This window comes from Streptomyces sp. NBC_00234, assembly GCF_036195325.1.
GTDB lineage: Bacteria > Actinomycetota > Actinomycetes > Streptomycetales > Streptomycetaceae > Streptomyces.
In genome coordinates this window covers 7498364-7519095 of record NZ_CP108101.1, presented here as the reverse complement: position 1 = coordinate 7519095, position 20732 = coordinate 7498364, and the positions used below count along the sequence as shown (strand labels likewise).

The window sequence follows — 20732 nt, the reverse complement described above, 5'->3', positions numbered from 1 at the left end:
GCCTCGGTTGCTTCGCGAGACGAACTGCCGGGCGAGGCATACCGGAGCCGGCGGCACGGCCGGCCGCTTCCTACGGGGAGCTGCCGCCTCTCCGCCCGTGGTGCGTCTTCGTCATGGCGTACACCCTTCGTTCCATGGCGCGTCGGCATCCGGAGTGAAGCCCCCGTTCCGGACAGACGTCGATTCATGCGAGGATCGCGGCAGGTGCCGCGAGACCCGCATCACCGAAGGTGCTCCTCGTGGGGGGAAAGCGCTTTCTGCCCGCGCAGCTTAGGGCGGCTTCTGTTGGGCTGGCAAGGCTCCGGACACGGCCACTTCGAGCCGAACTGCGGTGCCCCGTAAGGCAGTCGGCCCACCCTTCGGCACCGACGCGCGACTACGCCTCGCATGACCCGCTGCGAGCTGGCACTTTGTCAGGCCACGGGTCCGGGAACGGCCCGCACGAACCGGCATCGGCCGACGGGACCGCCCAGCCCGTCGCGCAATTTCTTCACACCCTTCGCCTAGGGACCACCCTCGCGCCGGCTCGGCAGCAAGCGCTCTCTTCTCAGCCTCGGAATGCCGTCGAAACCCCACGACTCGTACGCACCGTGCACCGCGTCCTGCTGAGCGTCGTTCCAGCCACTACGGCTCGATCAGACCCACACGGATCGCGTAGCGGGTCAGTCCCAGGCGGTCGCGCATCCCCAGTTTCTGCAGCAGGTTCGCGCGATGGCGCTCCACCGTCTTGGCGCTGATCACGAGGATCTCGGCGATCTCCTTGGAGGAGTGGCCCTCGGCGACGAGCTTGAGGATCTCCTCCTCGCGTTCGGTGATCGCACGGGCGGGCAGCGGATCCCCTTGGCGGGCCCGGTCGAGGTAGTTGCGGATCAGGGTGGTCTCGGCGCCCGGGTAGATGAACGGCTCGTCCCGGATCGCCGCGCGGCACGCCTCGACGAGGTCCCGGTCGGCGACGGACTTGGGGACGTATCCGGCGGCTCCGGCCTTCAACGCCTCGAAGAAGTACTGCTCGTTGTCGTACATGGTGAGGATGAGGATCCTCAGCCCCGGCCGGAGCCGTGAGAGTTCGCGGGCGGCCTGGAGGCCGGTCATCCGCGGCATGGCGATGTCCAGGACGGCGAGGTCGACGTCCTGAGCACGGGCCAGGTCGACGGCCTCCGCTCCGTCGCCGGCCTCGGCGACCACCGTGAGGTCCGGCTCGGCATCGAGGATGAGCCGCACTCCGCGGCGTACGAGGGCGTGGTCGTCGGCGAGAAGCACGCGGGTCGGCGCCCGGTCCGCTGTGGTCACTGCGTCTCCTTCGCCCCGCGGGCGGTGGTGGGTACGTCCAGACGCACCTGGGTGCCGCCGTTCGGGCCCGGACCGATCGCGAGATCCGCGCCGACCAGCAGGGCTCGTTCACGCATCCCCTGGATACCGGCGCCCTCGGCCGCCCGATGGATACCGGTGCCGTTGTCCCGTACGAGAAGCCGCACCGCCCCGGCCGACGGGGAGGAAAGGAGCACGTCGACATCGGTGGCGTGCGCGTGGCGGGCGGCGTTGGTCAGGGCCTCCTGGGCGACCCGGTACAGCACCAGCTCCGCCGCCTCGTCCAGCTCGGGCAGGCCGGGGCCGATGACGTGCCGCACGGTCAGCGAACCGGTGGTGAACTCCGCCGTCAACGCCCGCAGGGCACTGTGCAGACCCAGTTCCTCCAGCACTCCGGGGCGCAGGCGGCGCGCGACGCGGCGGATCTCGTCCAGGCTGGTTCGGGTGGTCTCCTGCACCTGGCGGAGCTCCTCGCGCAGGGGTTCCGGCGCCCGGTCGGCGGCATGCTTGAGCTGCAGCAGGACGGCTGTGAGGGTCTGGCCGACCTCGTCGTGGAGTTCCTGGGCGATGCGCCGACGCTCGGCCTCCTGCGCGGAGAGGGCCCGCGCACTGCTCGTCGCCCGCTCGGCCTCCAGCCGCCCCAGCATCGCGTTGAACGACGTGGTCAGCTCGGCCACCTCGCCGGGCCCCTCCACCCGGGTCCTGCTTCCGGGGCGCAGCAGATCGACCGCGGACATCGCGCGGGTCAGCCGGCCCAGCGGGGCCAGGCCGATGCGGAGCAGTACGGCGTTCGCGATCAGCATGGCCGCCAGCCCCGCGAGCAGGACGACGACTTCACCGAAGAGCACGGGGGTCGAGACGGTGACGGGGCCGAACAGCAGCAGAACGGCCACGACGAGGACGGCGCCGTTGAGCAGGAAGATCCGCCAGTACAGCGACATGATCGTCTCTCCCCTCGTCGTCCCGTCCGCCTGATCGGCGCGCTCACCTCCACTATCCCCTCCCGGAGGCCCCACACCTACGGTGACCTGCGGCGGGAGCGGTGTCCCCGGTCAGCCTTCCGTCCGGCCGGGGGCTTTGTCCATCCGTGCCAACACCCATATCCGCCCGCGACCGGGAGGTGGCACGATGAGCTCGCGCCGGAACGGGGACCTGCCTCGCACGTCCGGCCGGCGCCGCACCGCAGTCGAGAACAGAGCAAGGGGGGACAGAGCTGTGCCTGCTCCACGGATGAGCACCACACCGCTGCCCGGCATCGGGGTCCAGTACAACCTCACCACCCGCGAACACCGCCATCTGTCGGTCATCGCGCACCGGGACAGCACCCGGACCGTGAACATCTATCTGGCCGACGACCCCGACGCCTGCGCGCAGTCCGTGCACCTGACCGGCGCGGAGACGGCCTCGCTGATCGACGCGCTGATGCCGGCCCACCACAGCCCCAACGTGCTCCACACCACCGATCTGGGTCTGGTCGCCGAACGGATCGAGCTGTCCGCGCACTCCGTCTGGAACGGCCGGGTGCTGGGCGAGACACGGATGCGTACCGAGACCGGAGCGTCGATCGTGGCCGTACTGCGCCGCGCCGAGGCCCGCCCCTCCCCCGCGCCGGACTTCCGGCTCGCCGGCGGGGACACCCTCATCGTGATCGGCACCCGCGAAGGCGTCGACGCCGCAGCCGCGATACTCGGGCAGGAGTGACCGCCGGTGCACTCCGCTCTCTTCCTGATCGAGTTCGGCGCGATCATCCTCGGCCTGGGCCTGCTCGGCCGGGTCGCGGGCCGTCTGAAGTTCTCGCCCATCCCCCTGTACCTGCTGGCCGGCCTCGCCTTCGGTGAGGGCGGCCTCCTGCCGATGGGCGCGAGCGAGGAGTTCGTCGCGATCGGCGCCGAGATCGGCGTCATCCTCCTGTTGCTGATGCTCGGTCTCGAGTACACGGCCAGCGATCTGGTCTCCAACCTCAAGACCCAGTACCCCGCCGGGCTGGTCGACTTCGCCCTCAACGCCGTGCCCGGCGCGGTCGCGGCGCTGCTGATGGGGTGGGGTCCCGTGGCGGCGGTCGTGCTGGCCGGCGTCACCTGGATCTCCTCCTCGGGCGTCATCGCCAAGGTGATGGGCGACCTGGGCCGGGTCGGCAACCGCGAGACACCGGTCATCCTCAGCATCCTGGTGCTCGAAGACCTGGCGATGGCCGTGTACCTGCCGATCGTCACCGCCCTGCTGGCCGGTGTCGGCCTCGCGGCGGGAAGCCTCACGCTGGCCATCGCGCTCGGTGTCGCGGGGGCGGTCCTGTTCGTGGCGGTCCGGTACGGGCGGCTCATCTCCCGGTTCGTCTCCAGCGACGATCCCGAGAAGCTCCTCCTCGTCGTTCTCGGACTCACCCTCCTCGTCGCGGGCATCGCCCAGCAGCTCCAGGTCTCCGCCGCGGTCGGTGCGTTCCTCGTGGGCATCGCCCTGTCCGGCGAGGTCGCCGAGGGCACGCACACCCTCCTCAGCCCGCTGCGGGACCTGTTCGCCGCGGTGTTCTTCGTCTTCTTCGGCCTGCACACCGACCCCGCGAGCATCCCGCCCGTCCTGCTGCCCGCGCTCGCGCTGGCCGTGGTCACGGCGCTCACGAAGATCGCGACCGGGTACTGGGCCGCGCGCAGAGCGGGGATCGGGGTCAAGGGGCGCTGGCGGGCCGGCGGCACCCTCGTGGCACGGGGCGAGTTCTCCATCGTCATCGCCGGGCTCGCCGTCACCGCGGGCATCGAACCGGCGCTGGGCCCGCTGGCCACCGCGTACGTCCTGCTCCTGGTCGTGATCGGGCCGCTCACCGCCCGCTACACCGAACCCATGGCCGCATGGATCGGCCGCCGCCGCGCGCCCGGTTCGCCCGTGCCGGCCGCTGTGCCCTCGCCCGCGGAGTCCCCGGAGGCGAACTCCGCGGAGGTACTCCAGGACCAGGATCCGGCCGCCCGTACGTGAGCGAAGCCGGGGCGGTCACCAGCAGGTCGGCCGTCGGTGAACGGTGCGGGGTCGTCGGCGCGGACTCCGTTCGTGCGTGGCCGTGAGCACCCTGGCGGCCCGCCCAGGCCGGCATTCCACGGCGGAAGGGCCCGCCGCGGCGCGGGTGTCCGAAGGCCGGCGACCGGTCAGTCCTTGCTGGCCGCCTGCCAGGTCATCCCCCAGCCGTACTCGAGGTCGGCAGCCTGCTGCTTGAGGACGCCCGGCGGCAGCAGGAGGTACTTGGCCTCCCGTCGGACGATCAGTTCCCCGCCCACGTTCTCGATCAGCGCGATCGCCGCGACCGGCGACGGAACGGTGCACTCGTCCAGCCGCACCTCGATCGGCGGACCCGCGGGCGGATACAGCGTGGCGACCCCGTGCAGACCGGCGAAGCTGGACGCCCCGGTGTAGATGACCACGAAGACGAGGATGCGCTTGATCTCGGCCGCGTGATCAAGGTTGATCATGAGGTTCTCGCCGGTCTCGCTCGAACCGGTCCGGTCGTCCTGGTCCAGCCGGATGTACGGAGGCTGGTCGAACGAGCCGAACTGGTTGTTGATGGGGTGGACGATCCCCATCGCGCCGTTCTGCAACTCCCACAGACACGAGAGGTCCAGGTCGACGTCCGCCAGCCGGACGGCGTCCTTCCCTTTCCTCATCCAGCCACGCGGCGGCGTGGCTGCGCTCCACGAGAGATTGACCCGCATGCCTCCCGAGGTGGCCCCCTGCTTGGTCAGCGACACCGCGGGCGCCGCCTTCGTCAGCGTGATCTTCGAGAGCCGCACCGGCTGGGCGGGCACGGACGGCGGAGCCTGCGGCGCGGGACGACGTGGCGCAGGAGGAGGTGAGGCAGGCACAGAGGGCTGCGGGGCGGGCGCTGTCCGCTGCACCGGCACAGAGGGCTGCGGGGCAGGCGCCGTCCGCTGCACCGGCGCGGGCGCGGCGGGCTCGTCGACGGTGATGCCGAAATCGGTGGCGAGCCCTTCCAGCCCGGAGGCGTACCCCTGGCCCACCGCCCGGAACTTCCATCCGCCGTTGCGCCGGTACAGCTCTCCGAGCACGAATGCCGTCTCCGAGGTGGCACCCGTGGCATCGAACCGCGCCGTCTCCGCACCGGTCTCCGCGTCCAGCACGCGCACGAACAGCCCGGACACCTGACCGAACGTGCCGTCCGTGGACGCCGCGACGACCACGGTCCCGATCTCCTGCTCGATCGCGGAGAGCTCCACCCCGATGGTCTCGAGTGCGCTCGTACCGTCCTGCCGCCTGCCTTCGTGGCGCACGGCGCCGCCGGCGTGCACAGGCTGGTTGTAGAACACGAAGTCGTCGTCCGACCGCACCTTGCCGGCCGCCGTCAGCAGCAGAGCCGACCCGTCCACATCGGGAGCCCCGGGTCCCGTCCGCCACCCCAGCTCCACCCGGACCCTGGGACTTCCTACAGGTACGTTGGCACCCTTCTGCAAGGACATGTGGGTCCCCCTTCCACGGCCTCTTCCCACGGCGGCAGCGTACGAGATTTCGGGGCGCTCCCCTCTCCGAAGGCGTGGATTGCCCGTTCTCCAGGGGAAGTTGTGGAGTTCGCATCCGTTTCCTGGCCGGCCGCATCACCGGCCCGCCGTCGACGGACCGGTCCGCCCCGGCCGACCCCATCCGACCCGAACGGGCACACGTCCCCGCGGGCGAACCCGCATCCGGGCAGGTTTCGTAGCGGCTCCCCCTGGTCGATGATGACGGGGGTGCCGTCCTCGGCACGGCACCGGCTGTCCCAGGAAGGGGTTCCCGTGCGGGAAACGACGCCAGACCAGTCACCGCCGGACGATCGCTCCGCCCACGGCTCGGGCGAGGAAGCCGAGGTGATCGTGGTGGGGGCGGGGCCGGCGGGCTCGTCCGCGGCCTTTCACCTCGCCAGGGCGGGCATCGACGTCCTGCTGCTGGAGAAGGCCGACTTCCCCCGGGAGAAGGTGTGCGGGGACGGCCTCACGCCGCGCGCGGTGCACCAGCTCATCCGGATGGGCGTCGACATCAAGGCGCCCGGGTGGACCCGCTCCCGCGGTATGCGCTGGGTGGCCGGGAAGCATCAGGTGCACATCGACTGGCCAGCCCTGGGGCGCTACCCGGACTTCGGCCTCTCGCGCAGCCGGCACGACTTCGACGACATCCTGGCCCGTCACGCCGTGGGCGCCGGGGCGCGGTTGCGCAACGGGGTGAAGGTGACCGCGCCCGTGACGGACCGGGCCGGGCGCATCACCGGAGTCACCGCCACGGCCGGAACGAAGGATCCGGTGGCCTTCCGCGCGCCGATCGTCATCGCGGCCGACGGCGCCTCCGCCCGCCTCGCTCTCTCCATGGGGCTTCAGCGGGACCCGGGCAGGCAGATCGCGACGGCCGCTCGCCGCTACTACCGCAGCCCGGAGCGGTCCCAGGAGGAGTACCTGGAGCTGTGGGCCGACCTCCGCTTCCCGGGGAGCGACCACTACCTGCCGGGATACGGGTGGATCTTCCCCATGGGAGACGGCCGGGTCAACGTCGGCCTAGGCGCGCTGCCTCACCGACGGTACGGAACCGCGGATCTGCGGACGACGCTCGACGAGTGGCTGGCCCGCACTCCCCACGCCTGGGGACTGCGGGAGGAGAACGCCGAGGGGCCTGTCCGGAGCGCGGCGCTGCCCCTGGGATTCAACCGTCATCCCCTCTATACGCGCGGGCTCCTCCTGGTCGGCGACTCCGGGGGCATGGTCAGCCCTTGGAACGGGGAGGGCATCGGCCAGGCCATGGAGGCCGGCGAAGTCGCAGCCGAGAGCGCCGCGTTGGCCCTCGCTCATCCTCCGGGCCCCGGGCGGGAGCGAGTGCTGCACGGCTATCCCGTCGAGATGAACCACCGCTGGGGGCGCTACTACCGTCTCGGCAACGCCGCCGCCGACATCGTCTTCAGCCGGTCGGGCTTCCAACCGGTACTCAACCGCTACGTCATGGGATCGCCCTTCCTGCTCAACACGCTGGCCCGCATGCTCACCAACCTCACGGACAAGCCCTCGCACGACGTGATCGACCACCTCCTGAACACCGTCGTCCGGCTGGTCCCGGCACCCAAGGTGCGCAGGAGCCGGTCGGCATGACCCGGTGACAGCAGACAGTCGTCGCCAACGCCAGGAAGGTTGCCGCCCTCCGAGCTGAGGTCGGCGGGACCGGCCGTCGATCCGCGGGGACTCGGGGCGGCCCGTCCTCCCGATGGCTGAAAGCGATCTGTCCCACCACCTCGGCGACTGGTCGCACCGAGCCACGAACGCCGTGGTCGACGCCTCGCAGCAGGGTCCCGGCGCCCCTTTCGCCGAGCCGATTCCCGGCCGCACACCGGCCATTCAGGCGTCGGAGCTCGCGCGACACCTTGACGTGCCCTGGACAGGCTGGCTTCATGGGAGCGCTCCCACACCCCCCGTACGACGCCCCTGTTTCCTGGCGCCCACCCCCCTGGAGTCGCAGTGAGAAGAAGAAGTACGAGGCGAACGAGCCCCGTGACCGCCCTGATGTCCGGACTGGCCATGCTCATCGGGCTCCTCGCCCTCGGCCCCCCGGCCGCCGCACGGGCCCAGCCGTCCGACGCCCTTGCCACCGGCCTCCACATCAGCAACGGCCGCCTGCTGGAAGGCAACGGCAACGACTTCGTCATGCGTGGCGTGAACCACGCCCACACCTGGTACCCGGGCGAGACGCAGTCGCTGGCCGACATCAAGGCACGGGGCACCAACACCGTCCGCGTCGTCCTCTCCAACGGCCACCGCTGGACCAGGAACAGCCCCGAGGACGTGGCGGCCGTCATCGGCCAGTGCAAGGCCAACCGGCTGATCTGCGTACTGGAGGTGCACGACACCACCGGCTACGGCGAGGAGGCAGCCGCCGCTTCTCTCGACCAGGCGGCCGACTACTGGATCGGCCTGAAGGACGTACTCGCCGGCGAGGAGAACTACGTCGTCATCAACATCGGGAACGAGCCGTGGGGCAACACCGACCCCGCCGGCTGGACGGCTCCCACGACCGCTGCCGTCCAGAAGCTGCGCACCGCCGGGTTCGAGCACACGATCATGGTGGACGCGCCCAACTGGGGCCAGGACTGGCAAGGGGTCATGCGCGCCAACGCCCGGTCCGTGTACGACGCCGACCCCACCGGCAACCTGATCTTCTCGATCCACATGTACAGCGTCTACAACACGGCCCAGAAGGTCACCGACTACCTGAACGCCTTCGTCGACGCCGGACTGCCCCTCCTCATCGGCGAGTTCGGAGGACCGGCCGACCAGTACGGCGACCCGGACGAGGACACCATGATGGCCGCCGCCGAACAGCTCGGGCTCGGGTACCTGGCCTGGTCCTGGAGCGGCAACACCGACCCGGTGCTCGACCTCGCGATCGACTTCGACCCCAGCCGGCTCAGTTCCTGGGGCGAGCGCATCTTCAACGGCGCCGACGGCATCACCCAGACCTCCCGGGAGGCCACCGTGTTCGGCGGCACGCCGGGCGACACCGAGGCCCCGACCAGTCCCGGAACGCCGGTCGCCTCCGCGGTCACGGCCACATCGGCCACGCTCACCTGGACCGCGGCCACCGACGACGTCGGCGTCACCGGCTACGACGTCGTCCGCGTCAGCGGTGGCTCCGGGACGACGGTCGCCTCCTCCGCCACCACCACGGTCACCCTGACCGGCCTGACCGCCGACACGGCGTACACCTTCGCTGTCCAGGCACGCGACGCGGCGGGCAACCGCTCGCCCCGCTCGGCCACGGTGAACGTCAGGACCGATGCCGGCGGCACACCCGGCGTGGGCTGCTCCGTCGGCTACCGCGTCGTCAACGAGTGGTCCGGCGGCTTCCAGGGCGAGATCACCATCCGTAACACGGACACCGCCGTCATCAACGGCTGGACGCTGGGCTTCGCCTTCGCGGACGGCCAGACCGTCACCAACATGTGGGGAGGGGTTCCCACCCAGAACGGAGGCACGGTGAGCGTCGCCCCCGCCTCCTACACCTCCACCATCCCCGCCGGCGGCTCGGTCACCGTCGGCTTCACCGCCGGCAAGGGCGCCGCCAACGCCGCCCCGGCCGCGTTCACCCTCAGCGGGAGCGCCTGCGCCACCGCCTGAACCGACCGGATCCGCCGACCGGCGGGGGGAAGTGCTCCCCCGCCGGTCGGTGCACGGCGCCCGAGCCGTCAACGTCCGCTAACAGCACGTTCGTTGGCGACACGGAGGCCGTTGGCTCCGCCTACCGGGTGGCCTGGTCCAGCAGTGCGAAGAAGGTGTCTCCTCGCACCACCTCGAACGGGTCGGTGAGCAGTTCGCCCAGCTCGGCGATGTCGCTCGGCGTCCAGTTCCACGCGTTGACCGCTCCGGCGATGAAGAGGGGGCCGTTCCCGTCCCAGCCTTCGATGTGCTTCACCAGACCGTCCCGGTACTCCGCCGCGTCGCCCTGCGGCCAGTAGTTGCCGATCACCGGCAGGCCGGCGGGGCGGATCTGCAGGTCACCGGTCTCCCAGGACTGGATGATGCCGCGCAGCGGGGTGTTGTCCCGGTAGGAGCGGGCGATGCGCTCGTCGAAGGGGACCCAGCCGTTGCCCTCCTGGAGTCGCTGGTTGTAGGCGTAGACCAGGTCCATGCCGGTCCGCCGCAGGAACCCGCCGGTAAGCCGGGTGTACGCGTCGAGCGCCTCCTCGGGCCAGGAGCCGGGGTAGGTGTATCCGGCCCCGGACGGGCCGCTGATCAGCAGGTCGTTGCCGGTGGCTGTGCGCTGGTAGTGGGCCAGCAGCGCCGGCCCGATGTCGGCCAGGAGGGGGCTGACCGTCCAGTTGACGGGTACCCGGCCGCGCGCGGGGTCGTCCCACAGGTCGCGCATGCGGCGCTGGCAGTACTGGACGTTGTCGCCCTCGCCGATGGTGAGCGTGAGGTACACCCGGTTGCGGAGCGTCGCCTTCGGGCGCGGGCGAACCCGGTCGGAGACCCTCGCCGGGACGCCGGCATGCACGGTGGCGTTCATGTAGTAGTCGGCGGGCACCACTTCCACTCCGTGCTGCGAGGCCCGGTCGACGCCGCCCCACTCCCCCTCCACGTCGTTGGAGAACCATCCGCAGTACGGCGTGGTCGGCTCGACCCGGTCGAAGACCTCGTCGAGCAGCGCTCCGGTGGCTCCCGAGGGCGGCAGCCACACCACCATGGCCCGGGTGGCGACCGCGTAGTCCCGGAAGTAAGGGAAGGGCTCGACGCGGGTGGGCGCGGTGGTCGTGGCGGTGACCAGGTACTGGTTCCACAGGTCGACGTCGACCGTGAGCAGGGTGGTCCCGGCAGGCGCGGCGAACCGGTAGACGAAGTAGCCGCCGCCGTCGCAGAAGCGGTTGCCGTCGGCGCCGACGGAGGAGTTGAGCCCGTCGAAGAGATACGGGGCCTCGGCGTCCGTACCCGGTGCGAAGGACGCGATCTCCTGGCCGTCGGCCCGTACGGTCACCCGTCCCACCGAAGCGCCCCAGCCGTCGTCCCCCAGGGAGTCCTGGAAGCGGAGGAACGCCCCGTCCGTACCGGGGAGTTCGGTGCTGAGGTCGAAGGTGCGCACCGCCCGGTTGGAGGAGTCGCGGACCCGGTTCGGCTCGCGGGCGATCTCCCGCCACCGGACCCCGTCCACCTTCACGGTCCTCGTGGGCGGAAGACCGGCCAGCAGCGTGTGGGCACAGCGGGGGAAGAGGTTGTCCAACTGCCAGCGGTACACCTCCTGCGGGTCGTCGGCGAAACGTCCGCGCAGATCGGCGACGACCTTCAGGCCGTAGCGGCTCGCCTGTTCGGCGCGGGCCGCGACGGCGTTCTCCAGACCGGCCAGGGTGGTGGCGACGTTGACCGAGTCGGGGACGTCGGGGTCGTACAGGACAGCGCCGCGGACCTCGTCGCGGTAGCGCCCGATCAGGTCGAGGGCGTTGTCGTGGCGAGTGACGGCGGCGCCGGTGCCGGACAGCCAGCGCAGGTCGACGCCGCCGGCGTCGTAGTTGAAGTAGAGGCGGGGGCGGCGGCGGTTGACGATTCCCTGAAGGGTGGTCAGCAGCAGCTGATCGTCCCCGTGGAGGGTGCTCACATCGGCCACGTCGAGCGTCGTGGCTCGGCCGAAGTTCGGCAGCAGACGGTCGACGTCGTCACGTTCGGCGGCAGCGGCGCGGCCGGAAAGGCCGAAGCCGAGTCCGGCCGTGGCCAGGATCGTTCCGTTGGTCAGCAGGAAGTCTCTTCGGGACACCATGGACGATCAGCGCTCCTCGGGTGCGGAGTTGACATCGTTGTCACCAGCCAGTGAAGGTAGCGACGCATGGGGCACGTGTAAAGAGTGCTGACGTCCTCCCCGGCATGATCCAAACGAAAGACCCTAGCCCGGCAGCGTCGGCGCATAGGCCGAATGGAAGACGAGCGAGGCCGCACCGATCGCCGCGGCGTCCGCGCCCATCGGTGCGATCTCCACCCGCACGCGGTGCAGACGGCGGTTGACGGCACGGGTGTTCACCGCCTCAGCCATGGCATCGCGGAAGGCCCCCGCGGCTTCACGCATCGCCGGGCCGCCGATCAGCAAGAGGTCCACGTCGAACAGGTTGACGATGCTCACCGCGGCGTCGGCCAGCCGTACGGTGACGCCCCGGATCGTCTCGACCGCTTCGGCGTCCCCGGAGAGGAATGCGGCACAGATCGCGGCATGGCTGAGCCGGTGGCCGGTTCGCGCGGCGTGCGCCGCCTCGATCGCCGCCGGACGGCATTCGGCTTCCAGACAGCCCCGGTTGCCGCAGTGGCACTCGGCCCCGCCGGGAGCCACCGTGAGGTGCCCGAACTCGGCCGCGCCGAGCGACCGGCCCCGGTAGATCTGATGATCGAGGACGAGACCGCCGCCGATGCCCGTACCCAGGTACAGATAGGCGTAGCTGGGTACGGATCGTCCGGCTCCCGCCCAGCGTTCGCCGATCGCGGCGGCGGTGGCGTCGTTGTCGAAACCGACCGGGAAGCCGATGGCCTCCTCCAGGAGCGCCCGGACGGGGACCCGGTCCCAGTCGCTCAGCTGAGGCGGCGCGTGCATGGTGCCGTCCGCGTCCAGCGGGCCGGGGCAGGCGAGGCCGACGCCGAGGACGCGGGCATCGGGGAGCTGGGCGGCTGCCAGCAGGGACCGTGCCGCTTGCACCATGGCGGCGATGACCGACGGAGGCCCGAGTCCGGCCGTCAGGGAGCGGCGGCAGGTCCGTACCGGAACCCCTGCCAGGTTGGCCAGGACCACGGTGATCTCGGCGGGATCGAAATGGATCCCGATCGCGTATCCGGCGTCGGGATCGATCCGCAGGATCGTGCGCGGTTTGCCGCCGGTCGAGGGGGCGGTCCCGTGCTCCCGCACCAGGCCGGCTCCGAGCAGCCGCCGCACGATCACGGAGACGGTCTGAGCGGTCAGGCCCGTACGGCCGGCGATCTGGACCCGGCTGATGCCGTCCGCGGCATGGATCGTCTCCAGCACGACGGCCTGGTTGTAACTCCCGAGTCCGGGGTGGTTCGTTCCCATCGGCATGAGCGGCAATATCACACAGCGTATTGACTTAGTAAATCAGACTGACTTACGTTTCCCGGCACTTGAGGCACGACCGCGCGCAACACCGTTCCCAGGAGGACGAGTTGAAGAGGCGTACTCTGCTGGCCGGGGCACTCGCGACGACAGCCGTCGGCGCCACCGCCGTCACCGGCTGCTCGGGTGGATCCGGGAAGAAGTCGAACGAGATCGAGGTCCTCTACCGCGTGGAGCCGACCTGGCCCCACCTGGAGAAATCGCTCAAGGGGGCCAAGGCCGAGTACGAGGCCGCCCACCCCGGCATCACCGTCAAACTGACGGCCGTCCAGGGAACCAACGAGGACTACTACACCAAGCTCGCCCTGCTGAACCGGTCCGCCGACTCCGCCCCCGACGTCTACCTCCACGACACCTTCCAGGTGAACGCCGACGTAGCGGCGGGGAAGCTGGCCCCGCTGGACGAGTTCCTCGCCAAGTGGCCCGACTGGACAGCCCAGTTCCCCGAGTCCGTCCAGAAGGCCGCGCAGGGCCTCGACGGGAAGACGTACGGCGTCCCCATCTCGACCGACACCCGCGGACTCTGGTACCACAAGGACGTCTTCAAGACCGCCGGCCTGCCTCTGCCCTGGACTCCGAAGACCTGGGACGACGTGCTGGAGGCGGCGCGCACCGTCAAGCGCAAGGCGCGCGGCGTCACCCCGTTCTCCATGTACTCGACGAAGATCCTCGGCGAGGCCGCGACCATGCAGGGCTTCGAGATGCTGCTGTACGGGACGCCCGGCGGGACGCTGTTCGAGAACGAGAAGTGGGTGACCAGCAGCGCGGGGATCACCGATTCGCTCATGTTCGTCGACACCGTCTACCGGGAGGACCTCGGCCCGAAGAAGGCCGACGCCCTGAACGCCAAGCTCGGCGACAAGGTGCTGCTCGAATGGTTCCCCAAGGGCGAGCTCGGCATCGCGCTGGACGGCGCGTGGGCCTCGGGCTCCTGGAAGCCGACGAGCCCCACCCCGTGGCCCGACTGGACGAAGAAGATGGGCTGGACCCCCATGCCCACCCAGAACGGCGAGGCTCCGGGCGCCGTCAGCATGTCGGGCGGGTGGGTGATGGCGGTGAGTTCGTACAGCAAGCGCAAGCAGGACGGCTTCGACTTCATCACCTTCGCGATGAACAAGAAGCACGCGATGGAGTACTCGCTCGGCACCGGTGACCTCGCGGTCCGCAAGGACGTCGCGGCCGACCCGGCGTACCTGGCGGAGAACCCGTCGGTGGAGTTCTGGACCGATCTCGCCAAGGTCTCGCACTACCGGCCCGCCTACGAGGCGTACCCGAAGGTCTCCACGCAGATCCAGGAGGCCATGGAAGCGGTCACCCTGGGGTCGAAGTCTCCGGAGGAGGCGGCAGCGCAGTTCGCGAAGGGCGTGGAGCGGGCCGTAGGTGCGGACAACGTTGTCGGCAAGGCATCGTGACGCTCACCGCGGCAGCCGGACCGAAGCGGGCGTCGGGCGCGAAAGCGGAACCGTCGCCCGCCCGGCGCGGGAAGACCCTGCGCTGGCTGCTCCCCCTGGCCCCCACACTCGTCCTGCTCGCGATCTTCCTCGTGGGGCCGGTCGGGTGGAGCGTGTACGTCGCGTTCACGAACGAGACGCTGACCGGGTCGGCGTCCGTCAACGCCCGCTTCATCGGGCTCGACAACTTCAGCAGACTCTTCGACGACGAGGCGTTCGTCAGCTCACTGGTCCGTACCCTCGTCTTCGTCCTCGGCTCGGCCGTCATGGGACAGAACGTCCTCGGCATGCTCATCGCACTGCTCCAGCGCGGCAAGAGCCGCGCGGTGCGCGGCGTGGTGAACGGGGTGGTCATCGCCGCGTGGGTGATGCCCGAAGTGGTCGCCGCCGCCTGCTGGTTCTCGTTCCTCGGCGACGAGGGCACCGTGAACTCGGTGTTCGGGATCCAGCAGGAGTGGCTGGTCACCTCGCCGCTCTTCGCGGTGATCCTCGCCAACGTGTGGCGCGGCACCGCGTTCTCGATGCTCGTGTACTCGGCGGCGCTCTCCGAGGTGCCGCGCGACCTCCTGGAGGCGGCGAAGGTCGACGGCGCGTCCACGACGCGCACGTTCTTCAGCGTCACCCTGCCGCTGATCCGTCGCTCGGTGCTGTCCAACCTGATGCTGACCACGCTGCAGACCCTGGCGAGTTTCGGCCTGATCTACGCCCTGACCGGCGGCGGACCGGGCGAGGCCAGCCAGACCACCCCGCTGTACATGTACGAGCAGGCGTTCCGGTACTTCGAGATCGGCTACGGCAGTGCCATGGCCCTGGTGATGCTGGTCGTCGGCGCCCTCTTCTCGCTGGTCTACCTGCGACTGATCAAGGTGGAGTCCTGATGACCCGCTGGGGCACGCGCTGGTCGGCCCACGCCGTACTCGCGCTGATCACCCTGTCCTTTCTCGGCCCCTTCGTGTGGGTGCTGCTCTCCTCCGTCCAGCCCGGCTCCTCCCCCGCCGCCGAGCCCTCGTTCTCCTTCTCGCTCGACAACTTCGCGGCGGTCCTCACCTACGAGACCGTGTACGGTCCGCTGCTCAACTCCGTCGTCATCTCCGGCGGGACCGCCGTCCTCACCGTCGTCGTGGCCGGTCTCGCCGCCTATCCGCTCTCCCGCTACCGGCTCCGGTTCAAGCGCCACTTCATGCTCACCCTGCTCTTCTCCACCGGGCTCCCGCTGACCGCGATCATGGTCCCCGTCTACGCCATGTTCTTCCGCTTCAGCCTGTACGGCTCCGTGCCCGCGATGGTCCTCTTCCTGACGGCGAGTTCGCTGCCGTTCTCGATCTGGATGATGAAGAACTTCATGGACGGCGTGCCCATCAGCCTCGAAGAGGCCGCCTGGGTGGACGGAGCGGGCTGGATGAAGTCGCTGCGGTTCGTCGTCGCCCCGCTGATGGCCCCGGGCATCGCGGTCGTCGCGATCTTCGTGTTCGTCGGCCAGTGGGGCAACTTCTTCGTCCCGTTCGTGCTGCTCGACTCCCCCGAGGAGCAGCCGGCCGCCGTCACCATCTACACGTTCTTCTCCCAGTACGGGCGCGTCGCCTACGGGCAGCTCGCCGCGTTCTCCGTCATCTACACCACCCCCGCTGTCCTGCTCTACGTCGCGGTCAACAAGTACCTCTCCGGCTCGTTCAACATGGCCGGCTCGGTGAAGGGTTAATACGGTGCGCATCATCGAGGTCGAGCCGACCGACCTGTTCGTCGGAGCGGCGGGCGATCCGCTGCAGGTCGTTCGGGTCGCGCTGAGCGAACCCGCCCCGGTCGTCATCACCGGACCCGGGGTGCACGGGGAGGGGATGCCGGGCGAGATCGGCGTGCGGGTCGAGTCCGCCCCACCCGGCACGGTCCTGCCCATCACCGTCCGGGCAGGCGACGCGCGGGCGGAGGCGCAGCTCACCGTCGCCGAACCGGGGTGGACGGTGTGGATGGTGCCGCACTTCCACTACGACCCGGTGTGGTGGAACACCCAGGCCGCGTACACCACGACCTGGGACGCGTCCGGCGACACCGCCCAGCAGTTCCGGATCGACTTCCAGCAGACCGGCTTCGAGTTGATGCGCCTGCATCTGCGGACCGCCCGCCAGGACCCCGACTACCGGTTCGTCCTGGCGGAGATCGACTACCTCAAGCCGTACTGGGATGCTCATCCCGGCGATCGCACCCTGTTGCGCCGGCTTCTCGCCGAGGGGCGGATCGAGCTGATGGGCGGCACGTACAACGAGCCGAACACCAACCTCACCTCCGCCGAATCCACCGTCCGCAACCTGATCTACGGGATCGGCTTCCAGCGTGGCGTGATGGGCGGTGACCCGCAGACCGCCTGGCAGCTGGACGTCTTCGGCCACGACCCGCAGTTCCCCGGCCTGGTCGCCGACGCCGGGCTGACCTCCTCGTCGTGGGCACGGGGCCCGTACCACCAGTGGGGACCGATGCTCACCGACCGCGACCGGGAGCAGGACGGCTGGGGCGACCCGTCGGGGATGCAGTTCCCGGCCGAGTTCGAGTGGCTCTCGCCCAGCGGGCGCGGGGTGCTGACCCACTACATGCCTGCGCACTACAGCGCGGGCTGGTGGATGGACAGCGCGACGACGGCGGAGGAGGCGCAGGACGCGGTCCTGGAGCTGTACCGGCTGATGCGGAAGGTGTCCGCGACGCGCAACATCCTGCTTCCCGTGGGGACCGACTACACGCCGCCCAACCGCTGGGTCACCCGGATCCACCGCGACTTCGCCGCCCGTTACACCTGGCCCCGCCTGGTGTGCGCGCTGCCCCGCGACTTCTTCGCGGCGGTCCGCGCCGAACTGCCCGCGCCCTTGCCGCAGACCCGGGACATGAACCCCGTCTACACGGGCAAGGACGTCTCCTTCATCGATACCAAGCAGGCGCAGCGCGCCGCCGAGAGTCTGCTCACCGACGCGGAGAAGTTCGCGACGCTCGCCGCCGTGGAGACCGGGGCGGCCTATCCGTACGCGCGGATCGACAAGGCGTGGCGGCAGCTCGCGTACGGCGCGCACCACGACGCGATCACCGGCTCGGAGTCCGACCAGGTGTATCTGGACCTGGTGACGAGTTGGCGGGAGGCGTACGACACGGGGCGCGACGTGCTGGCCGCGTCGTTGCGGCGGCTGGGGGCCGAGGACGCGATCAGCGTGTTCAACCCGTCCTCGTGGCCACGGACGGATCTCGTCCGCACCCGTATGACGCTTCCTCCCGGCTTTCACGGCTGGGAGCTGGCGGACGGCACACCGGTCCTCGTGGAGAACCCCGTCCACCACGAGGACGGTTCGCTCGCGGAGGCCGACCTCGTCTTCCTCGCCCGTGACGTCCCCTCGCTCGGCTACCGCGTCTACCGGCCGCGCCCCTCGCGTACGGGTGCCGGCTGGACGCGGGCCGAAGGCCGCCGGATCAGCACGGCCACGCACACGTTGGAGGTCGACCCGGGGCGCGGCGGTTGCGTCTCGCGGCTGACCGTCGAGGGCCGCGAGCTGCTCCAGGCGGGGCGGGTCGGCAACGAACTGCTGGTGTACGAGGAGTATCCGGCGCATCCGCGCTACCACGAGGGCCCCTGGCATCTGGTCCCCAGCGGGCCGGTGACCGGCTCCGCCTCCCGTCCCGCCGAGTCGGTGACGGTCGAGACGAGCCCCCTCGGCGAGCGGATCACCGTGACGGGCGCGGTCGGCCCGGTCGCGTACACCCAGACGCTCACTCTGTGGCACGGGCTGGACCGGCTCGACGGAGTCACCCATGTCGACGCCTTCGACGGGGCCGATCAGCTGCTGCGACTGCGCTGGCCGGTGCACGTGCCGGGGGCGCTGCCGGTGAGCGAGGTGGCCGACGCGGTGATCGGGCGCGGATTCGGGCTCATCGACGTCGACTCCGGGGAACATCCGTGGACTCTGGACAATCCGGCGGGCAACTGGTTCGCACTGTCGTCGACGGCGCGCGTGGAACTGCCGGGCGGAGCACGGGCGATCGGTATCGCGGAGATCGTCACTCCGGACGGAGGCGGGGCGCGCGACCTTGCGGTGGCGCTGGTCAAGGCCGGTGTGACCAGCACCTGTTCGGCGGCGCCGGGCGCCCGCTACGGGGATCTGGCCATCGACTCCAATCTGCCCGACGTACGCATCACGATCGGCGGCCCCGAGGAGAACCCGTTCACCGCGGAGGTGCTGAGCGGTGCGTACGCCGACGCGTTCGCGGAGCAACTGGCGGCGACCGGGCGGGTGCGCTTGTGGATTCCGGCGGACAGTGCGCTGGAGAAGGTGTGGGTACCGGGCGCCGATCTGCGGGGCGCCCGTGCGCTGCCGGTGCTGGTCGTCGCCGGTGAGGGCGCGGTGGACGCACTCGTGGCGGACCTCGACGACGCCGTGATCGAGGTCGCCGAGGGCGGTGCACTCACCGAGCCGCCGCTCGACGACTACACGGTCGCCCTCGTCAACCAGGGCGTTCCGGGCTTCGCCGTGGACACCGGCGGCGCGCTGCACCTGTCGCTGATGCGCTCCTGCACGGGCTGGCCGTCGGGCATCTGGATCGACCCACCGCACCGCACCACGCCCGACGGGTCCGCCTTCCAGCAGCAGCACTGGACCCACTCCTTCGACTACACGCTCCTCGCGGGCGCCGGGGACTGGCGGGCGCGCGGCGTCGTACCGCTCGCGCACGACATCAATCACCCGCTGCGTGCGTCGAGGGGAGAGCGCAGGGGCCAGCCGGAGCAGCGCTCGTACCTCTCGGTGGAACCGGCCGGACAGGTGGTCCTCACTGCCCTCAAACCCACGGGCAACCACCTGTCCGACGGCCACACGCCCGATCAGGTCGAGAGCCTCACGATGCGCTGGCACGAGGCGGCCGGCCGGGACACGCGGGCCGTCATCACCACGGACCTCCCGGTGGCCGAGGCGTACCGGGCGGACCTGCTGGAACGGCCGGGGGCTCCGCTCCCGGACCTCACCCTGGACCTCTGCGGCATGGACATCGCCACCGTTGTCACTCCGCTGACCGGCCCGGTCGGCGGCCCCGCTCCCGGCCGGGAGCCGCACCAGCCCGTCTTCACCCGCTACTGGCTCCACAACACCGGCCCCGCCCCGACCGGCAACATGCCGCTCGCTCTCCACGTCGAACCGCCCGTGCTGCGCGGGGCCGGCGGCGAGCTCACGGTGACCGTTGCCTCGGCCCTCGCCGACCGGCACGCCACGGGGGAGGTCGAGTTCGTCCTTCCCGAGGGCTGGCCGATCCCGACCGGTCTCCTCCCGTACGACCTGCAACCCGGCGCCCACACCTCCCGAACGGTCCGGATCACCCCACCCGCCTCGGCCGGGGCCGGCACGTACTGGGTGCGGGCCAGGACGACCCATGACGGCCAGGTGTTCGAGGACGTGACGCGCGTGGTGATCGGCGACGACCCGGCCGCCGAACCGGTGGCGACACCGGGAACGACCGGCGTGCGGCTGCCTCCGGGCGGGTCGGGGACCGTGGAGGTCACACTCACCTCCCAGGTGAGCACCGCCGTGTCCGTCCAGGCCCAACTGATCAGCCCCTGGGGGACGTTCGAGCTCTTCCCCACCTGGAACACGGGCACGGAGGTGCCGGCACACGGTGCCTCCGTGATCCGCTTCCCCGTCACCGTCCCGGCGGGGACGCGCCCCGGCCGCTGGTGGGCCGTGGTCAAGCTGGCGGCAGCGGGCTGGCTGCACTACACGGAGGCGGTCGAGATCGAGGTGACCCGGTGACCGGGTCGGGCGTCGCCGCTCACGTGGGGGCGCGCACGGTCACCGAGGAGGCGGTGGAGGCCAGGGTCACGGCACTGCGCCGGGGCCGGCTGGCCACCCGGCTACCCCGCCCGGGCACGGCGGACGCCCGTAATCTCCGCCGCTGGGTGGTCCAGCTGCTGACGTACGAGGCGGTGATCGAGGACGCGGCGGCCGGCATGGACCTTTCGGCAGAACGGACGTACCGGCCAAGGGAGTTCAGCCTGTCCTCCGCGCTGAGTACGGGAGGCGTCACCGCAGCCGTCCTGGCTTCGCTCCCTGTCGCCGCGGCCGTGTACGACCGCGTCACCGCCGACGTCACCGTCCCTCCTTCGGAGGTGCGGGCCTATTACGACCGCAACCGGGACGAGCACCCCGTCCCGTACGAGGAGGCCGGCCCGGCCATCGCCCGAGATCTGCGGCGAGCGGCAGCGGACCGTCACTTCGCGCTCTGGCTGGAACACCGCCACGCGACGACGGTCACCCTGCACCCCGGCTTCGAGCACCCCGCCGACCCCCGCCACGCCGACGCCACCCATCGGCACTGACACGCGGGGGCCGCAGGAACACCGGCTCGGCGTGCCCG

At 70.7% G+C, this 20732-nt stretch carries 14 protein-coding genes; 9 read left to right on the top strand and 5 right to left on the bottom strand.

Annotation, left to right across the window (positions count from 1 at the left end; translation table 11 throughout):
* Nucleotides 1–624 precede the first annotated feature (624 nt).
* Nucleotides 625–1290 (bottom strand): response regulator transcription factor, encoded by a 666-nt coding sequence (locus OG230_RS32905; protein ID WP_328907402.1) that lies wholly within the window; start codon nucleotides 1288–1290, stop codon nucleotides 625–627.
* Entirely contained in the window at nucleotides 1287–2249 is a 963-nt protein-coding gene (locus tag OG230_RS32900; RefSeq protein ID WP_328907401.1) for a sensor histidine kinase, read from the bottom strand. The genes OG230_RS32905 and OG230_RS32900 overlap by 4 nt, the downstream gene beginning before the upstream one ends.
* Before the next feature lie 289 nt (nucleotides 2250–2538).
* On the opposite strand from OG230_RS32900, the gene OG230_RS32895 reads away from it, so the two are divergent.
* Nucleotides 2539–3009, top strand: a complete 471-nt coding sequence (locus OG230_RS32895) for a TrkA C-terminal domain-containing protein (protein ID WP_328907400.1) — start codon at nucleotides 2539–2541, stop codon at nucleotides 3007–3009.
* A 6-nt stretch (nucleotides 3010–3015) separates the two neighbouring features.
* On the top strand, nucleotides 3016–4275 hold the full coding sequence (locus tag OG230_RS32890; RefSeq protein WP_328907399.1) for a cation:proton antiporter: 1260 nt from the start codon (nucleotides 3016–3018) through the stop codon (nucleotides 4273–4275).
* A gap of 167 nt (nucleotides 4276–4442) precedes the next feature.
* Here the strand turns inward: OG230_RS32890 and OG230_RS32885 are convergent, their stop codons facing one another.
* On the bottom strand, nucleotides 4443–5765 hold the full coding sequence (locus OG230_RS32885; RefSeq protein ID WP_328907398.1) for a TerD family protein: 1323 nt from the start codon (nucleotides 5763–5765) through the stop codon (nucleotides 4443–4445).
* Between the two features lie 312 nt (nucleotides 5766–6077).
* Here OG230_RS32885 and OG230_RS32880 point away from each other — a divergent pair, with 312 nt between their 5' ends.
* Both OG230_RS32880 and OG230_RS32875 read left to right on the top strand, forming a co-directional pair.
* A complete protein-coding gene (locus OG230_RS32880) occupies nucleotides 6078–7412 on the top strand; it encodes a geranylgeranyl reductase family protein (protein WP_328907397.1) in 1335 nt (444 codons plus the stop codon).
* 408 nt (nucleotides 7413–7820) lie between these two features.
* Nucleotides 7821–9431 carry a cellulase family glycosylhydrolase gene (locus OG230_RS32875; RefSeq protein WP_328911609.1) on the top strand — a complete coding sequence of 537 codons (1611 nt, stop codon included), beginning with the start codon at nucleotides 7821–7823 and terminating at the stop codon, nucleotides 9429–9431.
* A 121-nt stretch (nucleotides 9432–9552) separates the two neighbouring features.
* Here the strand turns inward: OG230_RS32875 and OG230_RS32870 are convergent, their stop codons facing one another.
* Both OG230_RS32870 and OG230_RS32865 read right to left on the bottom strand, forming a co-directional pair.
* Nucleotides 9553–11559 carry a GxGYxYP domain-containing protein gene (locus tag OG230_RS32870; protein WP_328907396.1) on the bottom strand — a complete coding sequence of 669 codons (2007 nt, stop codon included), beginning with the start codon at nucleotides 11557–11559 and terminating at the stop codon, nucleotides 9553–9555.
* A 123-nt stretch (nucleotides 11560–11682) separates the two neighbouring features.
* Nucleotides 11683–12855 (bottom strand): ROK family transcriptional regulator, encoded by a 1173-nt coding sequence (locus OG230_RS32865; RefSeq protein ID WP_328907395.1) that lies wholly within the window; start codon nucleotides 12853–12855, stop codon nucleotides 11683–11685.
* A gap of 104 nt (nucleotides 12856–12959) precedes the next feature.
* On the opposite strand from OG230_RS32865, the gene OG230_RS32860 reads away from it, so the two are divergent.
* Genes OG230_RS32860 through OG230_RS32840 form a run of 5 tightly spaced genes read left to right on the top strand, consistent with a single transcriptional unit; the run spans nucleotide 12960 to nucleotide 20694 of the window.
* Nucleotides 12960–14321, top strand: a complete 1362-nt coding sequence (locus OG230_RS32860; protein WP_328907394.1) for an extracellular solute-binding protein — start codon at nucleotides 12960–12962, stop codon at nucleotides 14319–14321.
* Nucleotides 14318–15238, top strand: a complete 921-nt coding sequence (locus tag OG230_RS32855; RefSeq protein ID WP_328907393.1) for a carbohydrate ABC transporter permease — start codon at nucleotides 14318–14320, stop codon at nucleotides 15236–15238. The genes OG230_RS32860 and OG230_RS32855 overlap by 4 nt, the downstream gene beginning before the upstream one ends.
* Entirely contained in the window at nucleotides 15238–16059 is an 822-nt protein-coding gene (locus OG230_RS32850; RefSeq protein ID WP_328907392.1) for a carbohydrate ABC transporter permease, read from the top strand. Before OG230_RS32855 ends, OG230_RS32850 begins: the two co-directional genes overlap by 1 nt.
* 4 nt (nucleotides 16060–16063) lie before the next feature.
* Nucleotides 16064–20128, top strand: coding sequence for an NEW3 domain-containing protein (locus tag OG230_RS32845; protein ID WP_328907391.1), 4065 nt, complete (start codon nucleotides 16064–16066; stop codon nucleotides 20126–20128).
* A complete protein-coding gene (locus OG230_RS32840; protein ID WP_328907390.1) occupies nucleotides 20125–20694 on the top strand; it encodes a DUF7158 domain-containing protein in 570 nt (189 codons plus the stop codon). Before OG230_RS32845 ends, OG230_RS32840 begins: the two co-directional genes overlap by 4 nt.
* The last annotated feature ends 38 nt before the right edge of the window (nucleotides 20695–20732 follow it).